Annotated in this window: 23 protein-coding genes; 11 read left to right on the top strand and 12 right to left on the bottom strand. The window is 65.1% G+C overall.

All coding sequences use genetic code 11. The annotated features are described in order from the left end of the window. Window positions 1-7 precede the first annotated feature (7 nt). From cysW to PMI42_RS19060, 5 genes are all read left to right on the top strand, one after another. A complete protein-coding gene (gene cysW / locus PMI42_RS19080; protein WP_008137053.1) occupies window positions 8-919 on the top strand; it encodes a sulfate ABC transporter permease subunit CysW in 912 nt (303 codons plus the stop codon). Then, window positions 909-1,946: a sulfate/molybdate ABC transporter ATP-binding protein gene (locus PMI42_RS19075; RefSeq protein ID WP_008137052.1), complete on the top strand. Its 1,038-nt coding sequence runs from the start codon at window positions 909-911 to the stop codon at window positions 1,944-1,946. Before cysW ends, PMI42_RS19075 begins: the two co-directional genes overlap by 11 nt. 89 nt (window positions 1,947-2,035) lie before the next feature. Further along, on the top strand, window positions 2,036-2,539 hold the full coding sequence (locus tag PMI42_RS19070) for a CAP domain-containing protein (RefSeq protein WP_008137050.1): 504 nt from the start codon (window positions 2,036-2,038) through the stop codon (window positions 2,537-2,539). Between the two features lie 78 nt (window positions 2,540-2,617). Beyond that, window positions 2,618-3,793: a DUF3734 domain-containing protein gene (locus PMI42_RS19065; RefSeq protein WP_008137048.1), complete on the top strand. Its 1,176-nt coding sequence runs from the start codon at window positions 2,618-2,620 to the stop codon at window positions 3,791-3,793. Window position 3,794: 1 nt separating this feature from the next. Then, the gene (locus tag PMI42_RS19060; RefSeq protein ID WP_008137046.1) at window positions 3,795-4,583 is read left to right on the top strand and encodes a 3-hydroxybutyrate dehydrogenase; all 789 of its coding nucleotides are present in this window, start codon (window positions 3,795-3,797) and stop codon (window positions 4,581-4,583) included. 124 nt (window positions 4,584-4,707) lie between these two features. Here the strand turns inward: PMI42_RS19060 and PMI42_RS19055 are convergent, their stop codons facing one another. From PMI42_RS19055 to PMI42_RS19030, 6 genes are all read right to left on the bottom strand, one after another. Further along, complete coding sequence (locus PMI42_RS19055; RefSeq protein ID WP_035966112.1) at window positions 4,708-5,532, bottom strand: sulfite exporter TauE/SafE family protein; 825 nt, start codon at window positions 5,530-5,532, stop codon at window positions 4,708-4,710. Window positions 5,533-5,701: 169 nt separating this feature from the next. Beyond that, entirely contained in the window at window positions 5,702-6,406 is a 705-nt protein-coding gene (locus PMI42_RS19050) for an ABC transporter ATP-binding protein (RefSeq protein ID WP_008137042.1), read from the bottom strand. Then, the gene (locus PMI42_RS19045) at window positions 6,393-8,270 is read right to left on the bottom strand and encodes a branched-chain amino acid ABC transporter ATP-binding protein/permease (RefSeq protein WP_008137041.1); all 1,878 of its coding nucleotides are present in this window, start codon (window positions 8,268-8,270) and stop codon (window positions 6,393-6,395) included. The genes PMI42_RS19050 and PMI42_RS19045 overlap by 14 nt, the downstream gene beginning before the upstream one ends. Next, window positions 8,267-9,142: a branched-chain amino acid ABC transporter permease gene (locus PMI42_RS19040; protein ID WP_008137040.1), complete on the bottom strand. Its 876-nt coding sequence runs from the start codon at window positions 9,140-9,142 to the stop codon at window positions 8,267-8,269. The genes PMI42_RS19045 and PMI42_RS19040 overlap by 4 nt, the downstream gene beginning before the upstream one ends. Before the next feature lie 9 nt (window positions 9,143-9,151). Next, the gene (locus PMI42_RS19035; RefSeq protein ID WP_008137039.1) at window positions 9,152-10,471 is read right to left on the bottom strand and encodes an ABC transporter substrate-binding protein; all 1,320 of its coding nucleotides are present in this window, start codon (window positions 10,469-10,471) and stop codon (window positions 9,152-9,154) included. A 34-nt stretch (window positions 10,472-10,505) separates the two neighbouring features. After that, a complete protein-coding gene (locus PMI42_RS19030; protein ID WP_008137038.1) occupies window positions 10,506-11,528 on the bottom strand; it encodes a carbon-nitrogen hydrolase family protein in 1,023 nt (340 codons plus the stop codon). A gap of 136 nt (window positions 11,529-11,664) precedes the next feature. On the opposite strand from PMI42_RS19030, the gene PMI42_RS19025 reads away from it, so the two are divergent. After that, complete coding sequence (locus PMI42_RS19025; protein WP_008137037.1) at window positions 11,665-12,639, top strand: LysR family transcriptional regulator; 975 nt, start codon at window positions 11,665-11,667, stop codon at window positions 12,637-12,639. 12 nt (window positions 12,640-12,651) lie between these two features. On the opposite strand, the gene PMI42_RS19020 is transcribed toward PMI42_RS19025, so the two are convergent. Continuing rightward, window positions 12,652-14,028: a flippase gene (locus tag PMI42_RS19020; RefSeq protein WP_035966120.1), complete on the bottom strand. Its 1,377-nt coding sequence runs from the start codon at window positions 14,026-14,028 to the stop codon at window positions 12,652-12,654. 575 nt (window positions 14,029-14,603) lie between these two features. Next, entirely contained in the window at window positions 14,604-15,443 is an 840-nt protein-coding gene (locus PMI42_RS19010; protein WP_035966110.1) for a protein-disulfide reductase DsbD domain-containing protein, read from the bottom strand. Window positions 15,444-15,585: 142 nt separating this feature from the next. Between PMI42_RS19010 and PMI42_RS19005 the strand changes: the two genes are divergently transcribed. Beyond that, a complete protein-coding gene (locus PMI42_RS19005) occupies window positions 15,586-16,230 on the top strand; it encodes a YqgE/AlgH family protein (RefSeq protein WP_008137032.1) in 645 nt (214 codons plus the stop codon). Window positions 16,231-16,410: 180 nt separating this feature from the next. Here the strand turns inward: PMI42_RS19005 and PMI42_RS19000 are convergent, their stop codons facing one another. Continuing rightward, complete coding sequence (locus tag PMI42_RS19000) at window positions 16,411-17,298, bottom strand: TauD/TfdA dioxygenase family protein (RefSeq protein ID WP_008137030.1); 888 nt, start codon at window positions 17,296-17,298, stop codon at window positions 16,411-16,413. A gap of 193 nt (window positions 17,299-17,491) precedes the next feature. Then, window positions 17,492-18,271 (bottom strand): SDR family NAD(P)-dependent oxidoreductase, encoded by a 780-nt coding sequence (locus tag PMI42_RS18995; protein WP_008137028.1) that lies wholly within the window; start codon window positions 18,269-18,271, stop codon window positions 17,492-17,494. A 98-nt stretch (window positions 18,272-18,369) separates the two neighbouring features. On the opposite strand from PMI42_RS18995, the gene PMI42_RS18990 reads away from it, so the two are divergent. Both PMI42_RS18990 and PMI42_RS18985 read left to right on the top strand, forming a co-directional pair. Continuing rightward, complete coding sequence (locus tag PMI42_RS18990; protein ID WP_008137026.1) at window positions 18,370-19,107, top strand: SDR family NAD(P)-dependent oxidoreductase; 738 nt, start codon at window positions 18,370-18,372, stop codon at window positions 19,105-19,107. Window positions 19,108-19,260: 153 nt separating this feature from the next. Further along, on the top strand, window positions 19,261-19,635 hold the full coding sequence (locus PMI42_RS18985) for a CsbD family protein (RefSeq protein ID WP_008137025.1): 375 nt from the start codon (window positions 19,261-19,263) through the stop codon (window positions 19,633-19,635). Between the two features lie 163 nt (window positions 19,636-19,798). Here the strand turns inward: PMI42_RS18985 and PMI42_RS18980 are convergent, their stop codons facing one another. Continuing rightward, complete coding sequence (locus PMI42_RS18980) at window positions 19,799-21,502, bottom strand: SGNH/GDSL hydrolase family protein (protein WP_008137022.1); 1,704 nt, start codon at window positions 21,500-21,502, stop codon at window positions 19,799-19,801. Window positions 21,503-21,792: 290 nt separating this feature from the next. Between PMI42_RS18980 and PMI42_RS18975 the strand changes: the two genes are divergently transcribed. After that, a complete protein-coding gene (locus tag PMI42_RS18975) occupies window positions 21,793-23,577 on the top strand; it encodes a peroxidase family protein (protein WP_008137018.1) in 1,785 nt (594 codons plus the stop codon). 27 nt (window positions 23,578-23,604) lie between these two features. Here PMI42_RS18975 and PMI42_RS18970 read toward each other — a convergent pair whose 3' ends face one another. Further along, entirely contained in the window at window positions 23,605-24,948 is a 1,344-nt protein-coding gene (locus tag PMI42_RS18970; protein WP_035966108.1) for a lytic murein transglycosylase, read from the bottom strand. Between the two features lie 246 nt (window positions 24,949-25,194). Between PMI42_RS18970 and galU the strand changes: the two genes are divergently transcribed. Then, a complete protein-coding gene (gene galU / locus PMI42_RS18965; RefSeq protein WP_008137012.1) occupies window positions 25,195-26,070 on the top strand; it encodes a UTP--glucose-1-phosphate uridylyltransferase GalU in 876 nt (291 codons plus the stop codon). Window positions 26,071-26,168: the final 98 nt, after the last annotated feature.

Below are 26,168 nucleotides of genomic sequence, written 5' to 3'. Positions count from 1 at the left end.
GCGGATCATGACGATGCAGATTGCAGATTCCGTGTCGCTCTCGGCTCCCGACGCCAGGGCGCGCGCGCATGCGGCCGCGGCGCGCAACAACCTCCGCACCGAACCGCGCGCGGTCCGCATCACCATCATCGCGCTGGCGATGATCTTCCTCACCGTTTTCGTCGTGCTGCCGCTTGTCCTGGTGTTCGCGCAGGCGTTCTCGAAAGGCATTTTGGCTTATCTGTCCGCGCTTGCCGACCCGGAGGCGCTGTCCGCGATCAAGCTGACGTTGATCGTCGCGGCGATCTCGGTCGGCCTCAATCTCGTCTTCGGTCTCGTTGCCGCCTGGGCGATTGCAAAGTTCGATTTCCCGGGCAAGACCTTCCTGATCACGCTGATCGACCTGCCGTTCTCGGTGAGCCCGGTGATCTCGGGCCTCGTCTTCGTGCTGCTGTTCGGCGCGCAGGGGTATTTCGGCAGCTGGCTTCGTGACCACGACATCCAGATCCTGTTCGCTGTTCCCGGCATCGCGCTTGCCACCACCTTCGTGACCTTCCCCTTCGTGGCGCGCGCGCTGATCCCCTTGATGCAGGAGCAGGGCACGCAGGAAGAGGAAGCCGCGGTCTCGCTCGGCGCTTCGGGCCTGCAAACCTTCTTCCGCGTCACGCTGCCCAACATCAGATGGGGCGTGCTCTACGGCGTCCTGCTCTGCAACGCGCGCGCGATGGGCGAGTTCGGCGCGGTCTCGGTCGTCTCCGGCCATATCCGCGGCGAGACCAACACCATGCCGCTGCTGGTCGAGATTCTCTACAACGAGTACCAGTTCGTCGCCGCCTTCGCGATCGCCTCGCTGCTCGCCATGCTGGCGCTGATCACGCTGATCGCCAAGACCGTTCTCGAACGTCACCTCGACGAAGGACACGACGCAAGTGACCATTGAAGTCAAAAATCTCGTCAAGAAGTTCGGCAGCTTTGCCGCCCTCGACGGCGTCGACCTCAAGGTCGACAATGGCGAGCTGCTGGCGCTGCTCGGACCGTCGGGCTCCGGCAAGACCACGCTGCTGCGCATCATCGCCGGCCTCGACTGGCCCGACTCCGGCGAAGTCTCCTTCAACGGCGAGGATGCGCTGGCGCAAGGCGCGCGCGAACGGCATGTCGGCTTCGTATTCCAGCATTACGCGCTGTTCCGCCACATGACAGTGTTCGAGAACGTCGCCTTCGGCCTCCGTGTGCAGCCCCGCGCGGTCCGCAAGGACGAAGCGACCATCCGTGCGCGCGTCAAGGAGCTGCTCGACCTCGTCCAGCTCGACTGGCTCGCCGACCGTTATCCGAGCCAGCTCTCCGGCGGCCAGCGCCAGCGCATCGCGCTCGCCCGCGCGCTCGCGATCGAACCCCGCATCCTCTTGCTCGACGAGCCCTTCGGCGCGCTCGATGCCAAGGTGCGCAAGGAGCTGCGCAAATGGCTGCGTTCCCTGCACCACGAGATCAACGTCACCTCGATCTTCGTCACCCACGACCAGGAGGAGGCGCTCGAAGTCGCCAACCGTGTCGTGGTGATGGACAAGGGCAGGATCGAGCAGATCGGTTCGCCCGATGACGTCTACGAGACCCCGGCGACGGCCTTCGTCCACGGCTTCATCGGCGAATCCATCGAGCTGCCGGTGCAGGTCGAGGGCGGCGTGATCAGGCTCGGCGACCACCCGCTGCGGCTGGCGGCGGACGGGCTAGCGCCTGGCGCGTCAAAACTGTTCGTGCGGCGACATGACATGCTGGTCGGCCCGCCCGGCAGCGGCGCCTTCGAGGGCGCGGTTCAGCATGTCCGCAATTTCGGCCCGGTGCAGCGGGCCGAGGTGGCACTATCGGGCGGGCAAACCATCGAGATCGACGCCCCCCGCGGCAGGGAACTGCGCGCTGGCGACACGATCGGCCTTGAGCCCCGCCGCTACCGGATATTTGCGGGCACCTGAGCCGACCTGAAGGGTCGAATTTTCTTCAAAATTCACCTTTCAGCCACGGTTCGTATGCAACAACGGCCCTTCCTTGGGGGCCCCGATTCATGCGCGCTGCGGCCGCGATACTCATTTCTTTGCTTCTCGCCGGCTGTGCCGGCAATGAGGCACCGATCCAGCAGCAGCCGTCGATGTATGCCGACATGGCGGTCCCGGGCTCGAAGCTCGATGCCCAGGCGGCCGCGATCATGATCTCGCAATACCGCCAGAACAACGCCCTCGGCACCGTCGTCATCGACCCCGATTTGATGCGGCTCGCCGAATCCCAGTCCAATGCCATGGCCGCCGCCAACAAGATGGACCACGACGTCCGCGCACCCCTGGCCAAGCGCCTTGCCGCCGGCGGCTATCCCGCGACCGTGGCGGTCGAGAACATCTCGGCCGGCTATCACACGCTGGCGGAAGCGTTTTCCGGCTGGCGCGACTCGCCGCCCCACCGGGCCAACATGCTCAAGGGCGGTGTCACAAAATTGGGCATCGCGGCGAGCTACGCTCCGGGCACCAAGTACAAGGTGTTCTGGACCATGATCCTGGCCTCGACGGAGCGATAAGCCAGACTTGATCCCGGGATGCATTGACGCCGCGGCGAACTGTCGCCACGGTCGGCCGCCATCTGCTAATGTTCCCGAATGACAGATCACAGCCCTGAAGCCGCCAGCGTCCCCGCGAATGCGCAACGCGTCCTTGTCCTCCAGGGCGGCGGCGCCCTCGGCTCGTATCAGGCCGGCGCCTATCAGGCGCTGTGCGGCTACGGCTTCGAGCCGGAATGGGTTGCCGGCATCTCGATCGGCGCGGTCAACGCCGCGATCATCGCCGGCAATGAGGGCCACACCCGCGTCAAGCGGCTCAAGGAATTCTGGGAGATGGTCTCCGCGCCGGTGCCGTGGAAGCCGATCGGCAAGAGCGACCACAGCCGCGAACTGTTCAATTCGACCAGCGCCGCGCTGATCGCGACCTTCGGCGTACCCGGCTTCTTCGTCCCGCGCGTGCCGCCCGCGCCGATGTGGCCGCCCGGCAGCCCGCAGGCCGAGAGCTATTACGACACCGCGCCGCTGAAGAAGACGCTGGAGCGGCTGGTCGATTTCGACCGCATCAACGATCTCAAGACGCGCTTCTCCGTCGGTGCGGTCGGCGTCACCTCGGGCAACTTCAAATATTTCGACAATTACGAGTTCAAGAAGCTCGGCAAGAAGATCGGACCCGAGCACATCATGGCCTCCGGCGCACTGCCGCCCGGCTTTCCGTCCGTCGTCATCGACGGCGAGCATTATTGGGACGGCGGCATCGCCTCCAACACGCCGCTCGACTACGTGCTCGATGCCGAGCTCGACCGCGACATGCTGATCTTCCAGGTCGACCTGTTTTCCGCGCGCGGCGACCTGCCGAATTCTCTGCTGGAGGCCACCGAGCGCGAGAAGGACATCCGCTTCTCCAGCCGCACGCGGATGAACACCGACAAGAACAAGCAGATCCACAACGCCCGCCGGGCGGTGCGCGACCTGATTTCCAAATTGCCCGATTATCTCAAGAACGACCCTTCCGTCGAATTCCTCGCGAAGGCATCTCGTGAGAGCACGGTCACGGTCGTGCACCTGATCTATCGCAGCAAGAACTACGAATCCTCGTCCAAGGATTACGACTTCTCGCATGTTGCCATGGTCGAGCATTGGGAAAGCGGCGTGCGCGACGTGCATCTGTCGATGCGCCACAAGGATTGGCTCGACAGGCCGCAGTCCGGCGAGACCATGGTGACCTACGATCTTACGGGGGACGTCACCGCGCCCCCGCCAAAAAGGAGCGAATAATATGGGTAGTCTGTCAGGCAAGAACGCCGTCGTGACCGGTTCGACCAGCGGCATCGGGCTTGCTTATGCGCGCGCCTTCGCCGCCGCGGGCGCCAACGTCGTCATCAACGGCTTCGGCTCCCCTGAGGACATCGAGAAGGAGCGCGCCAAGATCGAGTCCGATTTCGGCGTCAAGGCGGTCTATTCGCCCGCCGACATGACCAAGCCCGCCGAGATCGCCGGGATGATCGCGCTCGGCGAGAAATCGTTCGGTTCGGTCGACATCCTCGTCAACAATGCCGGCATCCAGTTCGTCTCGCCGATCGAGGAATTCCCGCCCGAGAAGTGGGACCAGATCATCGCGATCAATTTGTCCTCGGCCTTCCACGCCATCCGTGCCGCCGTGCCCGGCATGAAGAAGAAGGGCTGGGGCCGCATCATCAACACCGCCTCGGCGCACTCGCTGGTCGCCTCGCCGTTCAAGTCGGCCTATGTGTCGGCCAAGCACGGCATCGCGGGCCTCACCAAGACCGTGGCGCTGGAAGTGGCGACCCACAAGATCACCTGCAACTGCATCAGCCCCGGCTATGTCTGGACGCCGCTGGTGGAGAAGCAGATCCCGGATACGATGAAGGCGCGCAACCTCACGCGCGAGCAGGTCATCAACGACGTGCTGCTCGACGCGCAGCCGACCAAGGAGTTCGTCACCTCCGAGCAGGTCGCAGCGCTGGCGCTGTTCCTGTGCGGCGACGACGCCGCGCAGATCACCGGCACCAATCTCTCGATCGACGGCGGCTGGACCGCGGAGTAGTTCGGCAGTGCCGTAGGGTGGGCAAAGGCGCGAAAGCGCCGTGCCCACCATCTTTGTCCGATCGAAGCAAGGTGGTGGGCACGCTCCGCTTGCCCACCCTACGAGACCTGTGCGCAGTCTCCGCTCAATGCGTCCAGGCCAGCGCCGTCACGAATGCGGACGACAGGTTCAGCTCCGCGAACATGATCTTGCCGGCGACCACGAACAGCACGCTGGCAAGCGTCAGGCGCAGCACCGTCTCGGGGACGCGCGTCGCACTGAAGCTGCCGACGATGATGCCGGGCAGCGAGCCCAGCAACAGTACGCCCATCAACGCCCAATCGACGTCGCCAAGCGCCCAATGTCCGATGCCTGCGACCAGCGTCAGCGGCACCGCATGGGCGATATCGGAGCCGACGATGGTTGCCATCGGCAGGCGCGGGTAGAGCAGCAGCAGCACGGTCACACCGACTGCGCCGGCGCCGACCGACGAGATCGACACGAGCACACCGAGCACGATGCCGGTGACGATTGTTGCGATGGCGGTGGTGCGTTCGTCGACGCCCTCCAGCTTCCTGCGGTATCGCTCCATGATCGCCTTGCGGAAGATCAGTGAGGTCGCGGTGAGCAGCAGGGCAAGACACAGCACGAGATTGACGAGGCTGCGCTCGGAATCGCTCTTGAGATCGAGTTGCCACAGCACGAGCAGCGTCAGGCCGCTCGCCGGAAGGCTGCCGCAGGCGAGCCGCAGCACCGCCGGCCAGTGCACGCTGCGCGACCAGCCATGCACCACGCTGCCGCCGGTCTTGGTCGCGGCGGCATAAAGCAGGTCGGTCCCGACGGCCGTCGATGGATGGACACCGAACAGCAGGATCAGGAGCGGCGTCATCAACGATCCGCCTCCCACGCCGGTCATTCCGACAAGCAGGCCGACGCCGAATCCGGAGGCGACGTAGAGTGGATCAATCATGCGGGGGGAATCTTAGGTTTATCTCGTCGGTCGGGCAATACGACGTAGAATAAAATTTCTCTTTGATGCAACCTGCTGGATCAAATAAGAAAAATCTTGCCACTGCACGGCGCCGGGCAGTCATTTCACCCAAATCAGCGCCTCTCTGCGGAACAGCCGTTTGCGGCGGTCACGCGCCGACGCCGAGGAAATCCCGCGCCAGGTCGGGGTTGGCGGTCAACTCGGCGGAGGTGCCCTCGAATACCACGTGGCCGTTGTTGAGGCCGTAGACGCGGGTGGCGAAGCTCAGCGCTGCGGCGACGTTCTGCTCGATCACGATCATGGTGCGGCCTTCGCGCGCGAGGCTGGCGGCAACGTTGACGAGGTCGCGCACGATCAGCGGCGCCAGCCCCTCGAACGGTTCGTCGAGCAGGATGATGCGGGCGTCCCGGATCAGCGCGCGCGCAATCGACAGCATCTGCTGCTCGCCGCCCGACAGCGTGCGTCCCTGTGACTTGCGGCGCTCCTTCAGGCGCGGAAACACGCCGTAGATGCGCTCGAACGACCAGGCGTTCGGCGCGGTCAGTGCGGCGATGCGCAGGTTCTCCTCCACCGTCAGTCCGCCGAAGATCGCCCGTTCCTCAGGGACAAGCTGCACACCCAGATTGGCGATCGCGGACGGCGACTGCCCGCTGATCGTCTTGCCGTCGAGCCGGATCTCACCGCTCTTCGGCGCCAGCACGCCCATGATCGAGCGCAGCGTCGTGGTCTTGCCGGCGCCGTTGCGGCCGAGCAGCGCCACGACCTCGCCTTCCTCGACCCGGATCGAGAGGTCGAACAGCACGTGGGAGTCGCCGTAGAGCGTGTTGATGCGGTCGACTTCAAGCAGGCTCATGCGCGTGAAGCCCTCCGAGATAGGCGTCCTGGACCTGCTGGTTGCCGCGGATCTCGTCGGCGGAGCCGTCGGCCAGCAGGCGGCCCTCGTAGAGCACGGTGATGCGCTCGGCGAGGCCGAAGATCGCGTCGAGATCGTGCTCGACGATGACGATGGTGCAGGTCTGCGCGATGTCGCGGATCAGCGCGCAGGTCGCAGCGCGCTCCGACGGGCTCATGCCGGCGAGCGGTTCGTCGAGCAGCAGCACCTTCGGGCTGGTGGCCAGCGCCATGCCGATCTCGAGCCGCCGCTTCTCGCCATAAGCGAGGATGTGCGTTGGCGTATCGGCGCGGGCGGTCAGGTCGAGCAGGATCATGATCGCGTCGATCTGCGCTTCCACGTCCGGCAGGCTGTCGGCGGTGCGCAGCAGGTCGATGCGCAACGGTCCGCGGCGGCGCGCGAGCGCAGCGATGCGCAGATTCTTGCGCACCGAGAGGTTCGGGAAGAGTTGGTTCAACTGGTTGGATTTGGCGATGCCGAACTGCGCGGCGCGGCTGACACCGTGGCCGGTGACCTGCGATCCGAACAGCAGCACATCGCCGGAGGTCGGGCTGACCTCGTCGAGCAGCATCTTGAACAGCGTGCTCTTTCCGGCGCCGTTCGGGCCGATCACGGCATGAATGGAGCCGCAGCGCACCTTGAACGAGACGCCGTCGACCGCCTTCAGCCCACCATAGTGCCGCGCCAGTGCGCGCGCCTCCAGCGCGATATCGCTGTCGCCGGTAACAGGCGACGGCAGCGGCAGGGTGGCATCGCGAGTCCGGCTCGATCCCGTCTTCGTTGCGCTGCCGCTCGCTTCGATCGCTTCGGTCACGGCCTCCGCGGCCTGCCGCGCGGCGAGCGTCCGGCGTTCGGTCCACCAATGGATGATCTCGCCGCAGATGCCGCGGCGCAGGCCGATCACCAGGACGATGAAGGCGATGCCGAGCACCAGCTTCCACAGCGTGGTGAGGCCGGGGATGAGCTGGAGATTGTCGCGCAGCCACAGCCAGACCGCGGCGCCGACCAGCGGTCCGATCAGGGTGTTGGCGCCGCCGACGATGGTCTGGACCACGAGCTGGCCGGACGTCTCCAGCGAGAAGGCATCCGGCGGCATGTAGCTCTGGAACGAGCCGAGCAGGCCGCCGGCAAGCCCGGCATAGAGCGCAGCGATGACGAAGGCGGTGAGCTTGTAGGCCGGCACGTTGTGGCCGAGCATCGCGACACGCGCGGTGTTCTCCTTGATCGCCAGCAGGATCGCGCCGACCGGCGAGCGGACGATGCGGCGCGCCAGCACGTAGCCGCCGAAGAAGATCACCGCGAACAGCACGTACATCGGCCAGCCGGCACTGACGCGGATGGCGTGCTCGCCGAAGCCGAGCACCGGCACCGGCACGCCGGGAATGCCGTTCTCGCCGCCGGTATAATGCGACAGCGGCGAGTTCTCGATGAAATAGGCCATCTGGCCGAAGGCGAGCGTGATCATCGTGAAGTAGATGCCGATGCGGCGCACCGCGAGCCAGCCGACGACGAGACCGAACGCGCCGGCCGATATCGTGCCGGCGGCGAGCGCCAGCCACACGCTGCTCAGCACGCCCGAAACCAGCAGATACGCGGTGACGAAGCCGCCGACGCCGTAGAACGCGGCCTGGCCGAACGACAGGAGGCCGGCGAGGCCGAACAGGATGTCGAAGCCGAGCCCGATCAGCCCCCAGTTCAGCACCCGCGTCAGCAGGTCGATGGAAAAGCCGAGATGCGGCAGCACGACCGGTGCCGCAATCAGCGTGGCAAGAATCGCGAGCTCCGGAATGTGGCTCCGCAGCCCGTCCGATCGCGGCTCGCTCATACCCGTCCTTCCGAGCCGAACAGGCCCTGCGGACGCAGCACCAGGAGCAGCGCCATCAGCGCGTAGAGCATCACTTCCGAATAGGAGGAGTTGAACGCGCTGGTGAGACTGACGATCTCGCCGGCGATCAGTCCGCCGATCACCGCGCCCGGGAACGAGCCGAGGCCGCCGAGCACGATCACGACGAAGGACTGCGCCATGAAGTTGGCGCCCATGTCGGGCGTCACCGCCACCACCGGCGCGTACAGCATGCCGGCAAGACCAACCGCGACGACGCCGATCGCGAACACCAGCAGGAACGTGCGGCGCAGATTGATGCCGAGAATGCCGACCATGCCGGGGTTCTCGATTCCGGCCCGAACCACGAGGCCCATCGAGGTACGGTAGAGCACGAGATAGAGCCCGACCAGCAGCGTTGCGATGATGGCGATGAGCTGGAGACGATAGGTCGGATAGATCAGGAAGCCGAGCTGCGTGGCGCCCTGTCCCCATGACGGGGTCGGCACGCGCTGCGCATTGCCGCCGAAGGTTGCCCGCACGCACTCCACGAGCACGATCCCGATGCCATAGGTCACCAGGATCTGGTCTTCATGCGGCCGGCCGTAGAAGAAGCGGATGATGAGGCGCTCGAGCAGGAAACCGAGCACCAGCATGAAGCCGCATCCGACCGCGATCGCGAGCAGGAACGACTGGGTATATTGCAGCATGACGAAGGCGGCATAGGCGCCGACGGCGAACAATGCGCCATGCGCGAAGTTCAGCACGCCGAGCGTGCCGAGGATGATGGTCAGGCCGCTGCTGACGAGCGCCAGCAGCGAACCGAGGGCGAGGCCGTTGAAGGCCTGCGAGGCGAGGGCGGGCCAGCTCGGCATCATCGCGGCTCAGATATAGGGGCCGAGCTTGCAGCCGAACTGGTCCGGCGGGTTCATCACGCTCTCGCCTTCGGCGACGTCGACGATCTCGTAATAGTCCTCAGGCCCCTTCATCTCGGCCGGCGCCTTGCCGCGCAGGATCGGGATCGGACGCACCATCTGGTGATCCTCGGCACGGAAATAGACCTTGCCGATCGTGGTCTCGTAAGGAGCGTCCTTCGAGGCCTCCATGGCCTTGATGATCTCGACCGGATTGAAGCTCTTCACGCGCTCCACCGTCAGCGCCCAGAGATAGGTCTGCATGTAGCCGATATGGGCGCCCCAGCGCGGATGGTACTTGTTCTGGGCGACGAAGGCGTCGACGAAGCCCTTCGCCAGCGGATAGCGATCCGACAACGTCCACCAGAAGTCGCAGCTGCCATAGACGCCCTGCATGATCTCGGCGCCGAGCTCCTTGTCCTGGAACGAGGACAGGTTCGGCACCACCAGCTTCATGCGCTTGAGCACGCCGAACTGCTCGGCCTGCTTGGTGGAAGCGACCGCGTCGGCGCCGAAGGCGATGTTGACGAATACGTCGGCGCCGCTGTTGGCGATGTTGAGCAGCGCCGAGGAATAGTCGGTGGTGCCGAGCGGAACCACCTCCTTGGCGACCTGCTGCCAGCCCTGTTCCTTCGAGAACTTCGCGAAGCTGTCATACACAGTGTGGCCGTAGGTGTAGTCCGGCACCAGGAAGGCGGTCTTCATGTTCTTGCCGAGCGCCTTGGCGACGACCGGCGCGAGCGCCTTCGCGGCCATGTAGGCGTTCTGCTGCGAGCGGAAGCCGTAGCGCTGGCAGTTCTTGCCGGTGATGTCGTTGGAGCCGGCGATGCCGACCATGTACAGCACCTTCTCGCGCGAGCCGAGCTCTTCGAGCGCGATGGCACTGGCGCTCGACACCGAGCCGGACACCATGATCGCCTTGTCGCGCTGGATGAACTGCGTGGCGCTCTGGACGTCGAGATTGGGCTTTCCTTCGGTGTCCGACACCTTGTAGCGGATCTGGCGGCCGAGCACGCCCTTGCCCTGCAATCCCCATGTCTTCGCGGCGTCGCTGCCCGCATTGATCTGCGCGATCGCGAGCTCGTAGCCGAGCTTGAGGTCGCCGCCGTCGCCGGAGAACACGCCGGTGAGCGGAATGGTCAATCCGACGAATACCGAGTCCGCGGTGACGCCGTCCGGGAAGGTGCCGATGCTCGCCGGAGTCTGGGCCCAGGCTGCGCTGGCCGGAAGCATCAGGCCGGCGGCGGCGCCGGCGCTTCCGAGCAGGATCTGACGACGGTCAAACTTCATGACTCACCTTCCATGGTTGGAGACAGGGCCGGGCTCACGACCCGGCATCGATGTGATCGCTTGCCGCGTCCGGCTGTGTCGCGGCCCCCCCGGTGAACGACACCGGGTTGAGCCGGCGGCGATCGACCCTGAGGTCGAAAATGTCGAAGCGGTTGTAGTAGCCGACCACGTCGTGGAACTGCTTTGGCTCGACGCAGCGGTTGAGGTCGATCTCGGCGTAGAGGATGCCTTCGTCGTCGCGAAGCGCCTCGCCGATCTGCTCCCCGGTCGGATCGAGGAAGAAGGTTTCCGCGCGCGGCGTCGCGTCGAGCACTGCGGCGGCAGCGGCATCGCGCGCCACCAGCATGTCGCGCGCCGCCTTGTCGAGCACGCCGGCGGTGACGAGGCCGAATACCTTGGCCTCGAAGCAATGCGCGCTCGCCCGGATCCGGGTTGCTGCGGCGATGTGGTAATTGCCGCCACCGGCCGGCCGGCGGGTCGGCCACACCGGCGGCCAGCTCGAAATATGAAGCTGCTCACCCTGCGCCATCAGCGAATAGCGTGCCAACGGGTTGGTGTTCTCGCCGCAGATCAGTTGCCCGATCCTGCCGAGCCTGGTGTCGACCACGCGCAGGCCCGCGCCGTCGCCGCTGCTCCAGATCAGCTTCTCGTAGAAGGTCGGCACCAGCTTGCGGTGATGGTTGAGGATCTCGCCGTCCTCGCCGATCAACAGGTTGGTATTCCAGATGGCACCGACGCTCGCCGGCGACTTCTCGCTGATGCCGATCGACACCACGACGCCGAGCGCACGCGCTTCGTCGCGGATCGCCTTGATCTCGGGGCCGTCGACCAGCACCGACTGGTCCGCCATGCGGACGAACAGGTCGTGATTGTCGATCGGAGCCCAGAGCGCAGCCCATACCGGGAATGCGGGAATGAACGTCTCGGAAAATGCCACGATTTCGGCGCCGGCGGCGGCTGCCTCACGGATGAGCGAGATTGCCTTTTTTGTGGTCGCCGAGCGGTCGAGAAACACCGGCGCGGCATGGACCGCGGCGGCCTTGAAGCGGGGAAGCATGGCTTTGTCCTTGTTCAGGACAGGCTAGTGGGCTCCCCGGGGCCTCGATACAGACAATCCTGCAAGACGGCTTGCAGGGGGCGACAATCCGTCCCACCGTATCTCGCTGGCACAACGCTTGCTGTTTGGAGGGGGCATGCAGGAGTTCAACTCACTCGACTGGGACGACCTCAAAATATTCCTTCACGCGGCGCGTGGCGGCAGCCTCGGCAGCGCGGCCAAGCGTCTGCGGGTCGACCAATCCACTATCAGCCGGCGCATCGCGCATCTCGAATGCGCGCTCGGCGCGACGCTGTTCGAGCGCTCGCCGCAGGGGTTGCGGGTCAACGAAGCCGGCGAGCGCCTGCTTTGTCACGCCGAGCGGATCGAGAGCGCTGTCATTGCGATGCATCAGGACGTGCAGCGCGGCGGCAGCCGGATGGCGGGACGGGTCAGGCTCGCGACGATGGAGGGCATCGCCTCGCTCTATCTCGCATTCCGCTTCGCCCCACTGCGGCAACGTTATCCCGATCTTACCGTCGAGCTCCTGACCTCGCCGCAGGCGGTCTCGGTCAATCGCCGCGAGGCCGATCTCTTCCTCAGCTTCTTCCGTCCGCCGGGACAGGGCATGGTGTCCGAGCGACTCGGCAGCTTTCAGCTCGGCCTCTACGGCTCACAGGATTATCTGGCACGCGAGGGCATGCCCGAACGGCCCGCGGACCTCGCGCGCCACAGCTTCGTCACCTACATCGACGATCTGATCCAGCTCGACTCGGTGCGCTGGCTCGACGACATCATCCGCAATCCTCCGGTCAGCTTTCACTCCAACAGCATGATCGCGCAGATGAACGCCGCGGCGGGCGGCATCGGCCTCGTGCTGCTGCCGAGCTTCGCGGTGGCCGGCCGCAGCGATCTGGTTCCGGTGTTGCACGAGAAGATGTCGACGACGCGGGACGTCTGGATCAACGTCCACAGCGATCTCCAGTTCGTGCCGCGCATCCGCGCCGTCTCGAGCTATCTCAAGGCGATGTTCAAGTCCGACCCGCTGATGCAGGCGGACATGTCAGGCCGCAAGATGCTCGACGCGCTGCTGGTGGCGGATGCCGCGGTCGTCGCATTTCAAAGCGGCTGAGGGCGGGGCGGCCTAGGCCGTGCGGCGTCCGAACGCCAGCACGTGCAGACCGAGCCGCTGCCGCACGATCCAGAACAGCAGCACCGTCTCGAAGCTGAGCGAGATCGAGGTCGCCGCCGCGGCGCCGTGGCCGCCGAAGCGCGGCACCAGCGCGATGCAGAGCACGACGTTCATCACGAAGGCCAGCGCGTAGGCCAGGGCGCAGATCTTCTGCTGGCCGAGCATGTTGAGCAGGCGCTCGACCGGGCCGATCGCGGAGCGCACCACGAGGCCGATTGCGGCGACGAACATGATGTCGTAGCCGACGGTGAATTGCGGTCCGAACAGCCAGAGCAGCGGCTTGCCGAGCGCGAGCAGCACGATGGTCGCCGCCAGCGACGGCCAGAACGTCCAGTTGATGGCATGCGCGACATAGGCCGACAGGCGCACCTTGTCGCCGGCAGCGTTGTATTCGGCGAAGCGGTGCGCCGTGGTCGCCGACATTGCGTAATGAATGAAGGACACCAGTGCCAGCGTCTTCACGACAGCGAAATAGACGCCGACCTCGTCGGACGGCCGGAATTGCTGGAGCACCAGCACGTCGGTGTAGGACAGCAGCAGGTAAAAACTCTCGACCAGCAGGATGGGCAGCGACACCGCGAGCCAGCCTCGGACGTCATAGGTCTTGGGGCCGGGTTCGATGTGATCGGCGAGCTTGCGGTTCAGCACCACCATCTGCCCGGTCATCGCGATCCAGACCGCGCCGGCACTCGCGACCATCGCGGCGACCGCGCCGAGATGGTAACCGAGCAGGAAGGCCGCGGCCGTGATGCCGATGATCAGCGCCTGGCGGATGATGAATTGCGGCATCAGGCCGAGCTGCATCCAGTCATGCGAGCGCGCAATGCCGTCCTGGGTGTTGGCGACGACGAAGGCCGGCAGCGTCATGCAGCCGATATAGAGCGGCAGCACCTCGGCCGGATCGATCCAGGGCGACAGCAATTTGACGATGCCGGCAAGCCCGAGCGACACCAGTGCGGACACCGCAAAGACCAGCCAGCGGCTGCCGGAAAGAAAGCCGCGCAGCAGCGCATGCTCGCCGCCGGTGCGGTACTCCGGGATGATCTTCTGTGCAGACGCCGAAATGCCAAAGTCCATCATGCTGCCGAGCAGCAGCACCCAGGTCCAGACATAGACATAGATGCCGTAGTCGGACGTGCCCATCCAGCGCGCCAGCAGCACCTGCGAGAAATAGGCAAGGCCGGCGCTGATGACGCGGATGATGAAGATGGTGCCGGCCAACCGCCGCGTCAGCGACGCTTCGCTCGATCCGCCCGTCAACCTGGCCCGCAGCCGCGCGATCAGTCCGGCCGGTCCGGTCGTTGCGGGTTCAGCATCCATCACGGCCACGAAGAGTCCCCAGGCGCCTCGCATGTTGCGGTGGTCCAGGGGATTAGCAACCATTCGTTAAGATTCGGTTGGATCGTCGCGCCGGCGGCAGCCGGTACGCGGGAGCACGCTTCCCTCCTTGCGGAACGGAGCTGCGCTGCTAGGATACCCGCATATTGCTTTCAATTGAAATTTGCGCGGCCGACCGAGTGCGCAGGGATTTTGACCCGGTGTCGGGCTGGTCGGGGATCATCCCCACTCCTGGTGACCTTCAATTCCTGGCGGCCTTCAATCCTGACGGCCTTCAATTCGTGGCGAGATGTTTGCGTCAATCACCACCTTTCAAGAGGAGCGAATTATGCGTCGATGTCTGACTTGTCTGGCTGTTCTCACGATCATGGCCGGCGTCGATCTCTATTCCGCGGCTCCGGCACGGGCGGATGCGTGGGGATGCTCATACGAGAAGTGCCTGGCCTACTGCGCGAAGGTCGGCGGTCAGCGGTGCAGCGCATATTGCACGAAGAAATTGCAGGAAAAGCAGGCCTCGAAGGTCTGTCCTGCATCCTGACCGGTTTCGTCGCTCCGTCCGGGACGGCCTATTCCAAATTGGTATTGAACTCGTACGACTTCTCCGGCCCCACCAGCGTGAATTTCAGCGCCGCGCCGTCGGGCTTGGCGCCCGGCGGCAGCCCGTCGAGCTCGAATGTAAATCGTTTCACGCCGGCCGGGCCATGCTCGACCGGCGCGGGGATCGGCAGCGACCAGTCCGGCGTCGGCCCCTCCACGTACAGATTGACGTTGCGGCTGTCAGGCACGACGACGTCCACCACCACGTTCCTGGGTCCGTCGCGCTTGACGTCACGGATGGTCAGCGGGTTGGGATCGCCGATATTGGCGGGCTTCGGCACGGTGTCCAGTGCGGCACGCAAGTTCGCGTCCTCGGTCGAGGCCACGCTGTTGAAGCCGAGCTCGGCATTGGCCTCGACGGGAATGCAGAGTTTTTCGCAGACCGCGTAATTGATCTCGGCGCGCAGGGTCACGGGCTTGTCGGCCGCCTTGGCGACGATGCGGAGCGGCAGCACGATCTGGTCGTGATAGCCGATCGAATGGCCACCCGCGCCGTCGTCGAATTTCAGCGGCGCCGGCCACATCACCGTCACCGCTTCGACATTGTCCGACTTCGAGAAGTCGAACCGCGGCGGAACGCCGGAATCGCCGGGCATGCGCCAATATGTCTTCCAGCCGGGCTGAAGCTGGAAGGCGATACCGCCGAGCAGCACCGCGCCGCTGCGCGATCCCGCCAGGAGCCGCACCGCGGAATGACCGTCGCGCTGCCAGGGCGAGGCATCGTCGGCGCGGGCCGCAAATGCCAACGACGACGCAAGCAGGGTTGTCGCGACGCCAATCGCCGCACGCATGGGAACTTGTGTGAGCATGGTACGTCTTTACAGGGGCCATCCCCGGCAAACCATTGAATTGCTTGTGATGGAGGCATTCGAATCAGGCCTGCGCAAGCCTTGATTTGACAGCGGACCGGCCCGACATCAGGATAGGAATTGAAACCGGAGTGCTTCACCCATGGCTCCCACAGGCAAGAGGACGGGCGAGAGCACCCGCAGTGGCGGCCTCGCACTTCCAAATTCGGCCGGCTATCTCGACGGCCGGCTCCTGATCGCGATGCCTGTGATGGGCGATGCGCGCTTCGAGCGCTCGGTGATCTATCTCTGCGCCCATTCCGCCGAAGGTGCCATGGGCATCATCGTCAACCATCCGGCCGGCAGCATCGACTTCCCCGAGCTGTTGCAGCAGCTCGGCATCATCAAGAAGGGCGAGCACATCAAGCTGCCGGAGAATGCCGAGAGCATGAAGGTGCTGCGCGGCGGGCCGGTCGACACCGGCCGCGGCTTCGTGCTGCATTCCAGCGACTTCTACATCGAGAATGCGACGCTGCGGATCGACGACGGCGTCTGCCTCACCGCAACCGTCGACATCCTGCGCGCGATCGCCAACGGCTCCGGCCCCAAGCACGCCATCCTCGCGCTCGGCTATGCCGGCTGGGCGCCGGGCCAGCTCGAGACCGAGATCCAGAGCAACGGCTGGCTGCATTGCGATGCCGATGCGGATTTGATCTTCGGCGACGACGTCGACGAGAAGTACGGCCGCGCGCTACGCAAGATCGGCATCGATCCCGGCATGCTCTCGAACGAGGCCGGGCACGCTTAGCTGGTGTAACAGCTGTCGCGACACCTTCCGCTGTCGTCCCCGCGAAGGCGGGGACCCATAACCCCAGGGTGGAGTTTGAGGCAGGCTCGTCACCACGGTCTTCGCCAAATACCATCCTGTGGTTATGGGTCCCGGGCTCGCGCTTCGCGCGCCCCGGGACGACAGCGGAATGTGCCGCGCCTACTCCGCCGCCTGCTGCTGCACCGTCGGCTCGGTCCCCGCCACCGTCGCCCTGCGCATGTCGCGGGGCTGGGACTGGTCGTAGCGGCGGACGCGGTGCATGGTCTGGCGGTTGTCCCACATCACGAGGTCGTGCAGCTTCCATTTGTGGACGTAGACGAACTCCGCGTTTGTGGCGTGCTCGTTCAGATCGCGCAGCAACAGCCTGCCCTCCGGCACGCTCATGCTGACGATCTTGCCGGCATGCGATGAGAGATACAGCGACTTGCGGCGATGCACGGGATGGGTGCGCACCAGCCGTTGCAGCACCGGCTTGAACATCTGCTTTTCGTCGTCGGTATATTCGGTGAAGCCGAGCGATCCCCGCGAATACATCAGCGAGTGCTCGCAGACGAGATCCTCGATCTCCGCCTTGGTCTCGTCGTCGAGCGCGTCATAGGCCGCGCGCATGTCCGCGAATTCGGTGTTGCCGCCCTTCGGGTTCACCACGCGCGCCGACAGCAGCGAGAATTTGGCCGGGATCGGACGGAACGAGCTGTCGGAATGCCACAGGCAGTTGCCGAGGTTGAACAGATGCGCGCGGCTGTCCTTCGCCAGCGGCTTGCCGTCCTTGCCGAGGTTGGAGACGTCGTTCAGGCCGGACTGGAGCCGGTAGTCCTTCTCCTTCGTGACGGTGCCGCCGCGCGCGTCCTCGCGCTGGCCGAAGTTCAGCGCGAAGCCCATCTGCTGCTCGTCGGTGATGTCCTGGTCGTGGAAGACCAGCACCGCGTACTTGTCCATGGCCGCCTCGACCTCGCGCGCCTCATCCGGTGTGAGCGGCTTCCGCAGATCGAGGCCCGTGACCTCGCCGACAAAATGTTTTTGAAGCTGCCGGATGGCGATCGTCATGGCGTCTCTCCCGCGAACCGCGAGCGGTTGGTCCCGCTCTGTCGGTGAAAAAGCTACTCCCGATCCCAACGTTGTCAACGCTCGGTGTGCATGGCAGCCCGTAGCCCGGATGGAGCGTAGCGTAATCCGGGGTTCTCACCGCGCGGAAAGACCGTCCCGGATTGCGCTTCGCTCCATCCGGGCTACGTGCCTCTCACGCGTTCCGCGCCATCAACCCACCGTCGACCGGGATCACTGCGCCGGTGAGGAAGGACGCCGCCGGCAGGCACAGGCTCAGCGTCATATGCGCGACCTCCTCGGGGTCGCCGTAACGGCCGAGTGCAGTGCGACGTCTGGCGTAGATGGTCTTGTGCTCCTCGGAGATGCGGTCGGTGATGGCGGTGCGGATCGGCCCCGGGCAGATGCAATTGACGGTGATGCCCTCGCGGCCGAGCTCGACGGCAAGCGAACGGGTCAGGCTCGCGACGCCGCCCTTCGCCGCCGAATAGGGGCTGTGCAGCGCCGTGGCGCCGAGCGCTTCGGTGGATGCGATGTTGACGATGCGCGGGCTCTTCGACTTGCGCAAGTGAGGCAGCGCGGCGCGGATGATGCGCGGATGTGCCGTCAGCATCACGGCGATACCCTTGGCCCAGGCGTCCTCGTAAGCCTCGTCGTCGATCGCGACGCGCACGGAGATGCCGGCATTGTTGACGATGATGTCGAGCCCGCCAAAATGCGCGGCGACATCACCCACCACACGCTTGATCTCGCCGCCGTCGGCAACGTCGAGCTTCCACGCCTTCGCCGAACCGCTGCGCGCAGCGATCTCTTCTGCGACGGAGAACGCGCCTTGCTCATCATGGTCAGTGACCGCGACATTCGCGCCTTCCGCGGCGAACACGCGCGCCGTCGCGCGTCCCATGCCGCTGGCTGCGCCGGTAACGAGAACGGTCAGGCCCTTCACGGACCGGCTGAGCTGCCTGAACTCGGACATGCTGTTTCCTCGGGCGTCTTGTTTGTTGTTATGAGATTGACAAGGCTGGCATCGATCCGCAGACAGGTCAAACAAGCAAAACAAAAGGGGAGGCCGCGATGGCAAACGAGCTGGATTTCTCGGGCAGGCAGGCGCTGGTCGTCGGCGGTTCCAGCGGGATCGGCAACGGCATCGCGCAAGCCTTTCGCATCAGGGGCGCGCACGTTGCGGTGTGCGGCACGCGTGCTCACGCAACGGAATATTCAGCGGAAGAAGGCTCCGATCTCACCGGCCTTGCTTACGCGCAGCTCGATGTCAGCAACCCCAGTGCGATCGAAGCGTTCAAGCCGTCCTTCGACCGGCTCGACATCCTCGTGCTTGCGCAGGGCGCGGTGATCTATCGCCGCGGCGAGTTCGAGATGGCCGGCTTCCGCAAGGTCGTCGAGGTCAATCTGATGAGCCTGATGGCCTGCGCGACGCGGTTTCATTCCATGTTGCGGGATGCCAAGGGCGCGCTGATCATGGTGTCCTCGACCGCGGCCTATCATTCCACCATGGGCAATCCCGCCTATAACGCCTCGAAGACCGGCGCGGTCGGATTGACGCGCACGCTGGGCGAGGCCTGGGCCGAGGACGGCATCCGCGTCAACGGCATCGCGCCAGGCCTGGTCGATACCAAGATGACGAAGGTGACGACCGACAATCCCAAGCGCCTCGAGGATGCATTGTCACGCATCCCCCTGCGGCGATTGGGCACGCCGGCTGACATGGCGGGAGCGGCGCTGTTCTTGGCCTCGCCGCTGTCGTCCTACATCATCGGGCAGACATTGGTCGTCGATGGTGGGCTGATCCTGTAGCCCCGATGGAGCGCAGCGCAATTCGGGGTTCTCGCCTCGCGAAAGACCTCCCCGGATGTCGCTTCGCTCCATCCTGGCTACACACTTTCACGGAGGTTTGGAACCGCGCCGCTCCTGACCTGTTACCTCGGCAGACCCCCGAGGAGGAGCAGCATGGACAAGGATCGAATCGTCGGATCGGCCAAGGAGTTTGCCGGACGCGCAGAAGGCGCCGTCGGTGATCTCGCGGGCGATGCGCAGACACAGGCGTCGGGCAAGGCACGCGAAGCCGCCGGCACCGTGCAAAATCTCTACGGCCAGGCCAAGGATGCCGTGCGTGACGCCGGCGAGACCGCGGCGAGCTATGCCAAGGACGCCTACGACAAGCCGGCCGAGACGTTGCGCGATGGTTCGCAGGCGATTGCCCAGAAGGTGCAGGACAATCCGCTCGGCTCGCTTCTGATCGCAGGCGGCATCGGCTTCGCACTCGCGCTGCTGATGTCGCGCCCCGCGCGCCGTCCGCCGCCGCGCTGGCGTTATTACGGCTAGTCGACAAGTACGTACTCGTGCCCCGGACGCGCTGCAGCGCTAGAGAGCTGCTGCGCGGAGCCGGGGCCGATTCTTTTTTGAAGCAGATGCTGGTTTGAAGCAGATGTCCCGGCTCTGCGTCGCATCACCAAGCGGTGCTGCGCCGCGTCCGGGACGAGGTCGACTACCGAACCACTTCCGCCGATCGGCCGACGTTACCCGGCGGACGCGGGATCGCGGGGTTTTGAGCCGGATTGCGCGGCCCCGGCGCGGGCGCCAGTTGACGCGGCGCCGGCTGCGGCGAACCAAACCCGAAGAAATCGCGAATTGACGGCTGGGCCTGCGCCGGCTGCGCCACCGGCGGCTTCTTCGGCGCCAGCTTTTGCGGCGCGATTGCAGCAGCCGCGCCCGGCGTGCCCGGAGCAGCAGCGCTGCCGTCGGGCGTCGTCGCCGCCATCGGCGTATCGCCCTTGGCCTGCTCGCGGCCGACCTCGCGGCGCGGCCAGGCATAATCGTCGGCGCGGCCCGCTGGCGCGGCCAGCGGCTCGCCCTTCACCATCGTCTTGGCAGCAAGCGCATCGACGGCGGCGGGACGCGAGCCCGGGCCGCCCAGCAATTGATCGGTCGAGATCGAGGCCGCAACCAGCGGCACGATCGGGCCTGCGAGCGGCCGCGGCGCCGGCTTGCCGGGCTCGACGCTGGTGTCGGGCGTCGCCGGCTCGCTCGGCAGTGCGATCGGGCCCGAGCGTCCCGCGAGCAGGCGGGTGATCTCGCGCTCGACATAATGGGCGAGCTTGCGGGCGCCGGGTTTGGTGAAAAAGACGCCGTCACCGCTGCGCAGCTGGCGGATCTGGCCTTCGAAGTCCGGGCCCTTCTGGAGGAAGCGGCCGGCTTCGTCGACAAAACCGTCCCACACGTCGACATAGGTGATGCCAGCCTTGGCCGCGCCCTCGCGGTAGAGCGAATCCAGGAACAGCATGTCCGCCGTGCCCTTCGGGCCGCGGATCGCGGGCAGGCCGACCCAGAGCACCGGCACGCCCTTGGCCTTGAGCACGCCGGCGAGCTCCTCGATCTTCTTGCCGTAGAGTTCGACCCAGCGCTCGTCGCGGAATTCGGTGAGGCCGTTCGGGTTGCGCGCGGTCTTCTCGGGTGCGGCGGCTGCCGGCGTGTCGGCGTTGTCGGCATCGTCCTGCGGCAGGTCGGCGTCAGCAGGCTTGTCGTCAGGCTTGGCGGCGGCGTCGGGCTTGGCATCGCCCGGCTTGGCGTCAGGCTTTCCTGGAGGCTTGGTGCGTGCGCCCTTGTCGTTCTTCTTGTCCTTGTCGGAAGGCTTGTCGGGCGCGGCTTCGCGAATGGCGGTGCGGTCGTTGAGGCCGAGCATGACGACGATCACATCAGGCTTCTCGGTCTCGAGGATGCCTTTCGCGGCCGCCGCCCAATCCGAGGGCTCACCCTTCGGCTGGTACTTGATCAGGCCGGACGTGGTCTTGTGCTTGCGGATCACGCCCATGTCGGGCTGCTCGCTGTAGGCGTCCTCCAGGCCATAGGCGAGCCAGTCCGCCATGGCGTCGCCGATCACCAGCACGTTCTTGTCGGGCGTCGTGTCGCGCTTGGCGGGTGCCGGCGCGCGCGAAAAATCCTGGCGCGGCGCCTGCGGCTGTTGCTGCTGGAAGGGGGCGAAGAAGTCGCCGCCGAACCATCCGCCACCCCCGCCTCCACCGTTGCGCGGCGGCGGGGCCTGGCGCTGCGGCGGACCGCCGAAGCCGGGGAAGTTGAAGAACTGCGCCGAGGCGGGTCCCGCGACCGAGACCAGAATCGCAAGCGCCGTCCCCAGCGCGATCAACGGGCCGGTCTCGGTCAGCGCCTTGAAGAACAACTTGGGCTTCGACATGCGATCTCGGGCACGCGCAATGAGGATCGGGACAGGCTCGATATAATAACGGAATCAGGCGCCAAACGGGCAGATTTGATTGTCATAAATCGCCCGATGGGTCCCGAGGTCAAGGCCGGCTGGTCCGAAACAGATGGGAACAGTTACCGGGACAGGATCAAGAGGCCGCAACGTCGTAACTCTCTATTGCGGTCCATTTCACAACTTCAGTAAGAAATTAACGGATCTTTCACGCTGAAATAGCGCTGCCTCGATATTTATCGGCAATTCCAATTTGGGGAGCCGAATTCATGCAGGACATTACCAAGCAGAACATTGCCCAGTCGAGTGCCCAAGCCGAGACATTGCTCGGCAAGCAGGCCGAGGAGGCCAAAGCCAAGAGACCGCAAGGTCATGGACGATCCGAGCGCGGCCTCGACGCCGTGGCTTACCAGCCGGAAGGTTTTGGCCGGTTCGGCCGCATGTTCCCCGAACTCGCCCGTGCCCGTTTCGGGGATACGCTGCCCCAGGAACAGCAGGTCATGAACGCGATCGCTGCGACCATGATCAAGACCGGGGATCTCGGTGCGCCGATCGACAAGGCCGAGCCGGTCGACGAGCAGCCGAAGACCAAGGCCGGCTACACCTATTTCGGCCAGTTCATCGATCACGACATCACCTTCGATCCCGCCTCCGATCTCGACCGTGACAACGATCCCGGCGCGACCGAGGATTTTCGCACGGCACGACTCGACCTGGATAGCGTCTACGGTCGTGGGCCTGCGGATCAGCCTTACCTCTACAATCCGAACCTCACGCTCAAGCTCGGGGTCGACAGGACGCCGGCCTATCTGAAGGGCAAGAAGAAGCTCTTTGACGTGCTGCGTGCGCCGCTGGATGAGAGCGGCGAGGTCGCCGACGCGGATCAGGATTGCCCGCGCGCGATGATCGGCGACAAGCGCAACGATGAGAACAACATCGTCGTGCAGATTCACCAGCTATGGCAGAGATTTCACAACAGGATTATGCTCGATCTCGCCCGCCCTTCGGATGCCGCGGGAAACGAGCGGCCGGGAATCACAGGCCTGGCCGCCTTCAACACGGCCCAGCGCAGTGTCCGCTGGCACTATCAATGGGTCGTCTTGCATGACTTCGTGCGGCGCATGGTCGGCGACCATACGTTCCATGCGGTCTACAATGGCGGCAAGCCGAAGCTCCACTTCTACAAGCCGGAGGTTGCGCGCTATCCGTTCATGCCGGTCGAATTTTCGGTCGCGGCCTATCGGTTCGGCCATTCCATGGTCCGGCCGAGTTATTCGCTGAGCGCGGAGATCCCGCATCAGAAGACGAATTTGCTGGATCGTCTGTCGATCTTCAAGCCGAAATTCAGCTGCGATGATGTGCGGAGCCTGAACGGTTTTCGTCCATTGCCGGAGGACTGGGGCATCGACTGGAGCTTCTTCCTGCCCGACGTGAAGAGCGAGCTGCCGGCGCCGACAAAGGAGCTGCCGTTCGACAAGTTCGTCCGGCCGCAGCCGGCCTATCGGATCGACACCATGCTGGTCGACCCGCTCTCAGATCTGCCGGACCTGCGCAACGAGAAGAGACCGGATCGCAGGTCGCTGCCGGGCCTGAATCTTCAGCGCGGCATCGCGCTGGGTTTGCCGAGCGGGCAAGCGGTGGCGCGGCGCATGGGCATCACCCCGCTGACCGATCAGCAGCTCTGGCTCGACGCCGGAAACCTGACGGACGCGGATGCGGTGAAGGCGCGCCAGGACGTGTTCACCACCTATGCGGCGCAGCTGCATGAGAACGCGCCGCTCTGGTACTACATCCTGCGCGAGGCCGAGCTAACCGAGCCGGTCGAGACCAAGTTTGGAGACGACGACAAGAATGAGCGGTCGCAGCCGCTCGGCGGCGCCAGGCTCGGCGCCGTCGGCGGGCGCATCGTTGCCGAGGTCCTGATCGGTCTCGTCCTCGCCGACAGTCAATCCTACCTGATCCAGTTCCCAGACTGGCGGCCCACGGTGAAGGACATGTCGGACCCCAAGACGAAGTTCGAACTCTCTGACGTCGTGAATTACGTGGACTCCTGAACGATTGAAGCGGCTGCGCGGCGCGATTTACCGCCCGCGCAGCCGTTCCAGCGCGTCGGAGGAGGCAAAGCCGTCGGCGGGGACCCCGATCGAGGCCTGGAAATTGCGCAGCGCTTCCCGGGTCTGGCCGCCGAACTGGCCGTCCGGGGTGCCCTTGTAGAAGCCGCGCTGGGCCAGGAGCTGCTGGAGTTCCAGCCGCTCGGTGCGGGACAGCTCCCGTTCCTGCCGCGGCCACGGCTGAACGAAGGGCTGGCCGCCGCGCAGGCGGTCGGCGAAATGGCCGATCGCCAGCGCATAGGCCTCGGCCGGGTTGTATTTCATGATGACGCGGTAGTTCTGGAGCATCAGGAAGCCGGGGCCTTGCGCGCCGGCCGGCGCCAGCAGATAGGCTTTCTCCGCCGGGTGCGGGAACGGCTGGCCCGCCGGGCGCTTGATGCCGAGCTTCTCCCACTGCGCGATCGTCATCGCCTTGGCCCGGTCGGCCAGCATGTAGTTGAAGCCCTGGGGCACCACGACCTCAAAACCCCAGGTCTGGCCGGCCTGCCAGCCGTCCTTCTTCAGATTGTTGGCGGTGGAGGCGATCAGGTCGGTGGGATTGTCGACCACGTCGCGGCGGCCGTCACCGTCGCCGTCGACGGCAAAGCGCTTGAACGCGGTGGGCATGAACTGGGTCGGGCCGAAGGCGCCGGCCCATGAGCCGCGCATCTGCTCTGGCCTGAGATCGCCGCGGTTGAGGATCTCCAGCGCGGACAGGAATTCATCCTTGAAATAGGCCTGGCGGCGGCCGATGCAGGCGAGCGTCGCGGTCGATTGCAGCACGCTGCGGTCGCCCATCTGCGTCGAGTAGTTGGACTCGATGCCCCAGATCGAGGCGATGATGTAGCGGTCGACGCCATAGGCCTTCTCGGTCGCGTCGAACTGCGCCTTGTATTTGGCGAGCACCTCGCGGCCCTTGGCGAGGCGGTTGTCGTTCACGAGAATGTCGAGATAGTCCCAGATCGATTTGGTGAACTCGGGCTGCGAGTCCATCAGGTCCATGATGCGCAGGTCAGGAGACAGCCCGGCCGTGAAGCGCTGGAAATTGTCCTGGGTGATGTTGCGGCGTGCGGCATCGGGCCACATGCCGGCGACACAATTGTTGAAATTGCCCGCGGCCTCGCGGATCGCGGCAGCCGTCATCAGCGGATGGCCGGAGGCGCCGTCCTCGCCGGTCCAGGGCAGGGCGCCGCCGGGACCGGGCGGAGCTTGCGACGGCGCCGGATTCGGGCCGGAGAAAATACCGCCGAACAGGTTGGACAGGCCATTTTGCGACTGGGCGTTCACGCCGGCCGGCATCAGCAGGACGGCCGTAACGATTGTTACGCCGGTCATAAATCCAGCACGTTTCGCCAGCGCTGCCACTGATTGCATCATACCCTGCCTGTCCGGCTGAAAATCCGCCCTCAGGAGGCCCGGTTACGGTTGCCAATAGCTTAACAAAGGTGAAATTTTGTTGGCTGCTTTTTTCTTAACTCTGTGATCGCGAGGCCCCACATCCGCCTTTGTTAGCGGCTGCAAACAAGGTAGCAAGAAGCCATTGCACCCGTCACGTATCTCCTCAGGTATTCGATCGATCCCATGAAAATCCGCAAAGCCGTATTCCCCGTCGCCGGCCTCGGCACCCGCGTCCTGCCCGCCACCAAGGCGATGCCGAAGGAAATGCTGACCATCGTCGACAAGCCGCTGATCCAGTACGTCTATGACGAGGCGCGCGAAGCCGGCATCGAGCATTTCATCTTCGTCACCGGCCGCAACAAGAATGTCATCGAAGATCATTTCGACAAGATGTTCGAGCTCGACTCCACGCTGGCCGCGCGCGGCAAGAAGGCCGAGCAGGAGATCCTGGCGGCGAACCAGCCGGAAGCCGGCGCCGTCAGCTTTACCCGCCAGCAGGCGCCGCTCGGCCTCGGCCACGCAGTCTGGTGCGCGCGCGACATCGTCGGCAACGAGCCGTTCGCGGTGGTGCTGCCCGACGAGCTCGTGCTCAACACCACCGGCTGCCTGAAGCAAATGATCGAGACGGCTTCGACGCTCGGCGAGAAATCCAACGTCATCGCGGTCGAGGCGGTGCCCGACCATCTCACCCATCAATACGGCATCTGCGGCGTCGGCAAGCGCACCGGCAAGATGTTCGAGGTCGACGGCATGGTCGAGAAGCCGGCCAAGGGCACCGCGCCCTCCAACCTCTCGATCACCGGCCGCTACATCCTCCAGCCCGAGATCTTCAAGATCCTGGAGACCCAGGAGCGCGGCGCCGGCGGCGAGATCCAGCTCACCGACGCCATGATCGGCCTCGCCAAGTCGCAGAAATTCTACGGCGTCGAGTTCGAGGGCGAGCGCCATGATTGCGGCTCCAAGCCCGGCTTCCTCCGCGCCAACATCGCCTACGGCCTGAAGCGGCCGGAGCTGCGCGACGGGCTGATCGCGGAGATGAAGAAGTATCTCGGGCAGTAGCTGCCACACATTCCGCTGTCGTCCCGGACAAGCGAAGCGCAGATCCGGGACCCATAACCACAGGGAGCGGTTTGGCGAAGACTCGTTGTTCGGTACCG

This window comes from Bradyrhizobium sp. YR681 (assembly GCF_000282615.1).
Classification (GTDB): domain Bacteria; phylum Pseudomonadota; class Alphaproteobacteria; order Rhizobiales; family Xanthobacteraceae; genus Bradyrhizobium.
Note: the sequence above shows the minus strand (reverse complement) of the source record. Positions and strands in the feature narration are given on the sequence as shown.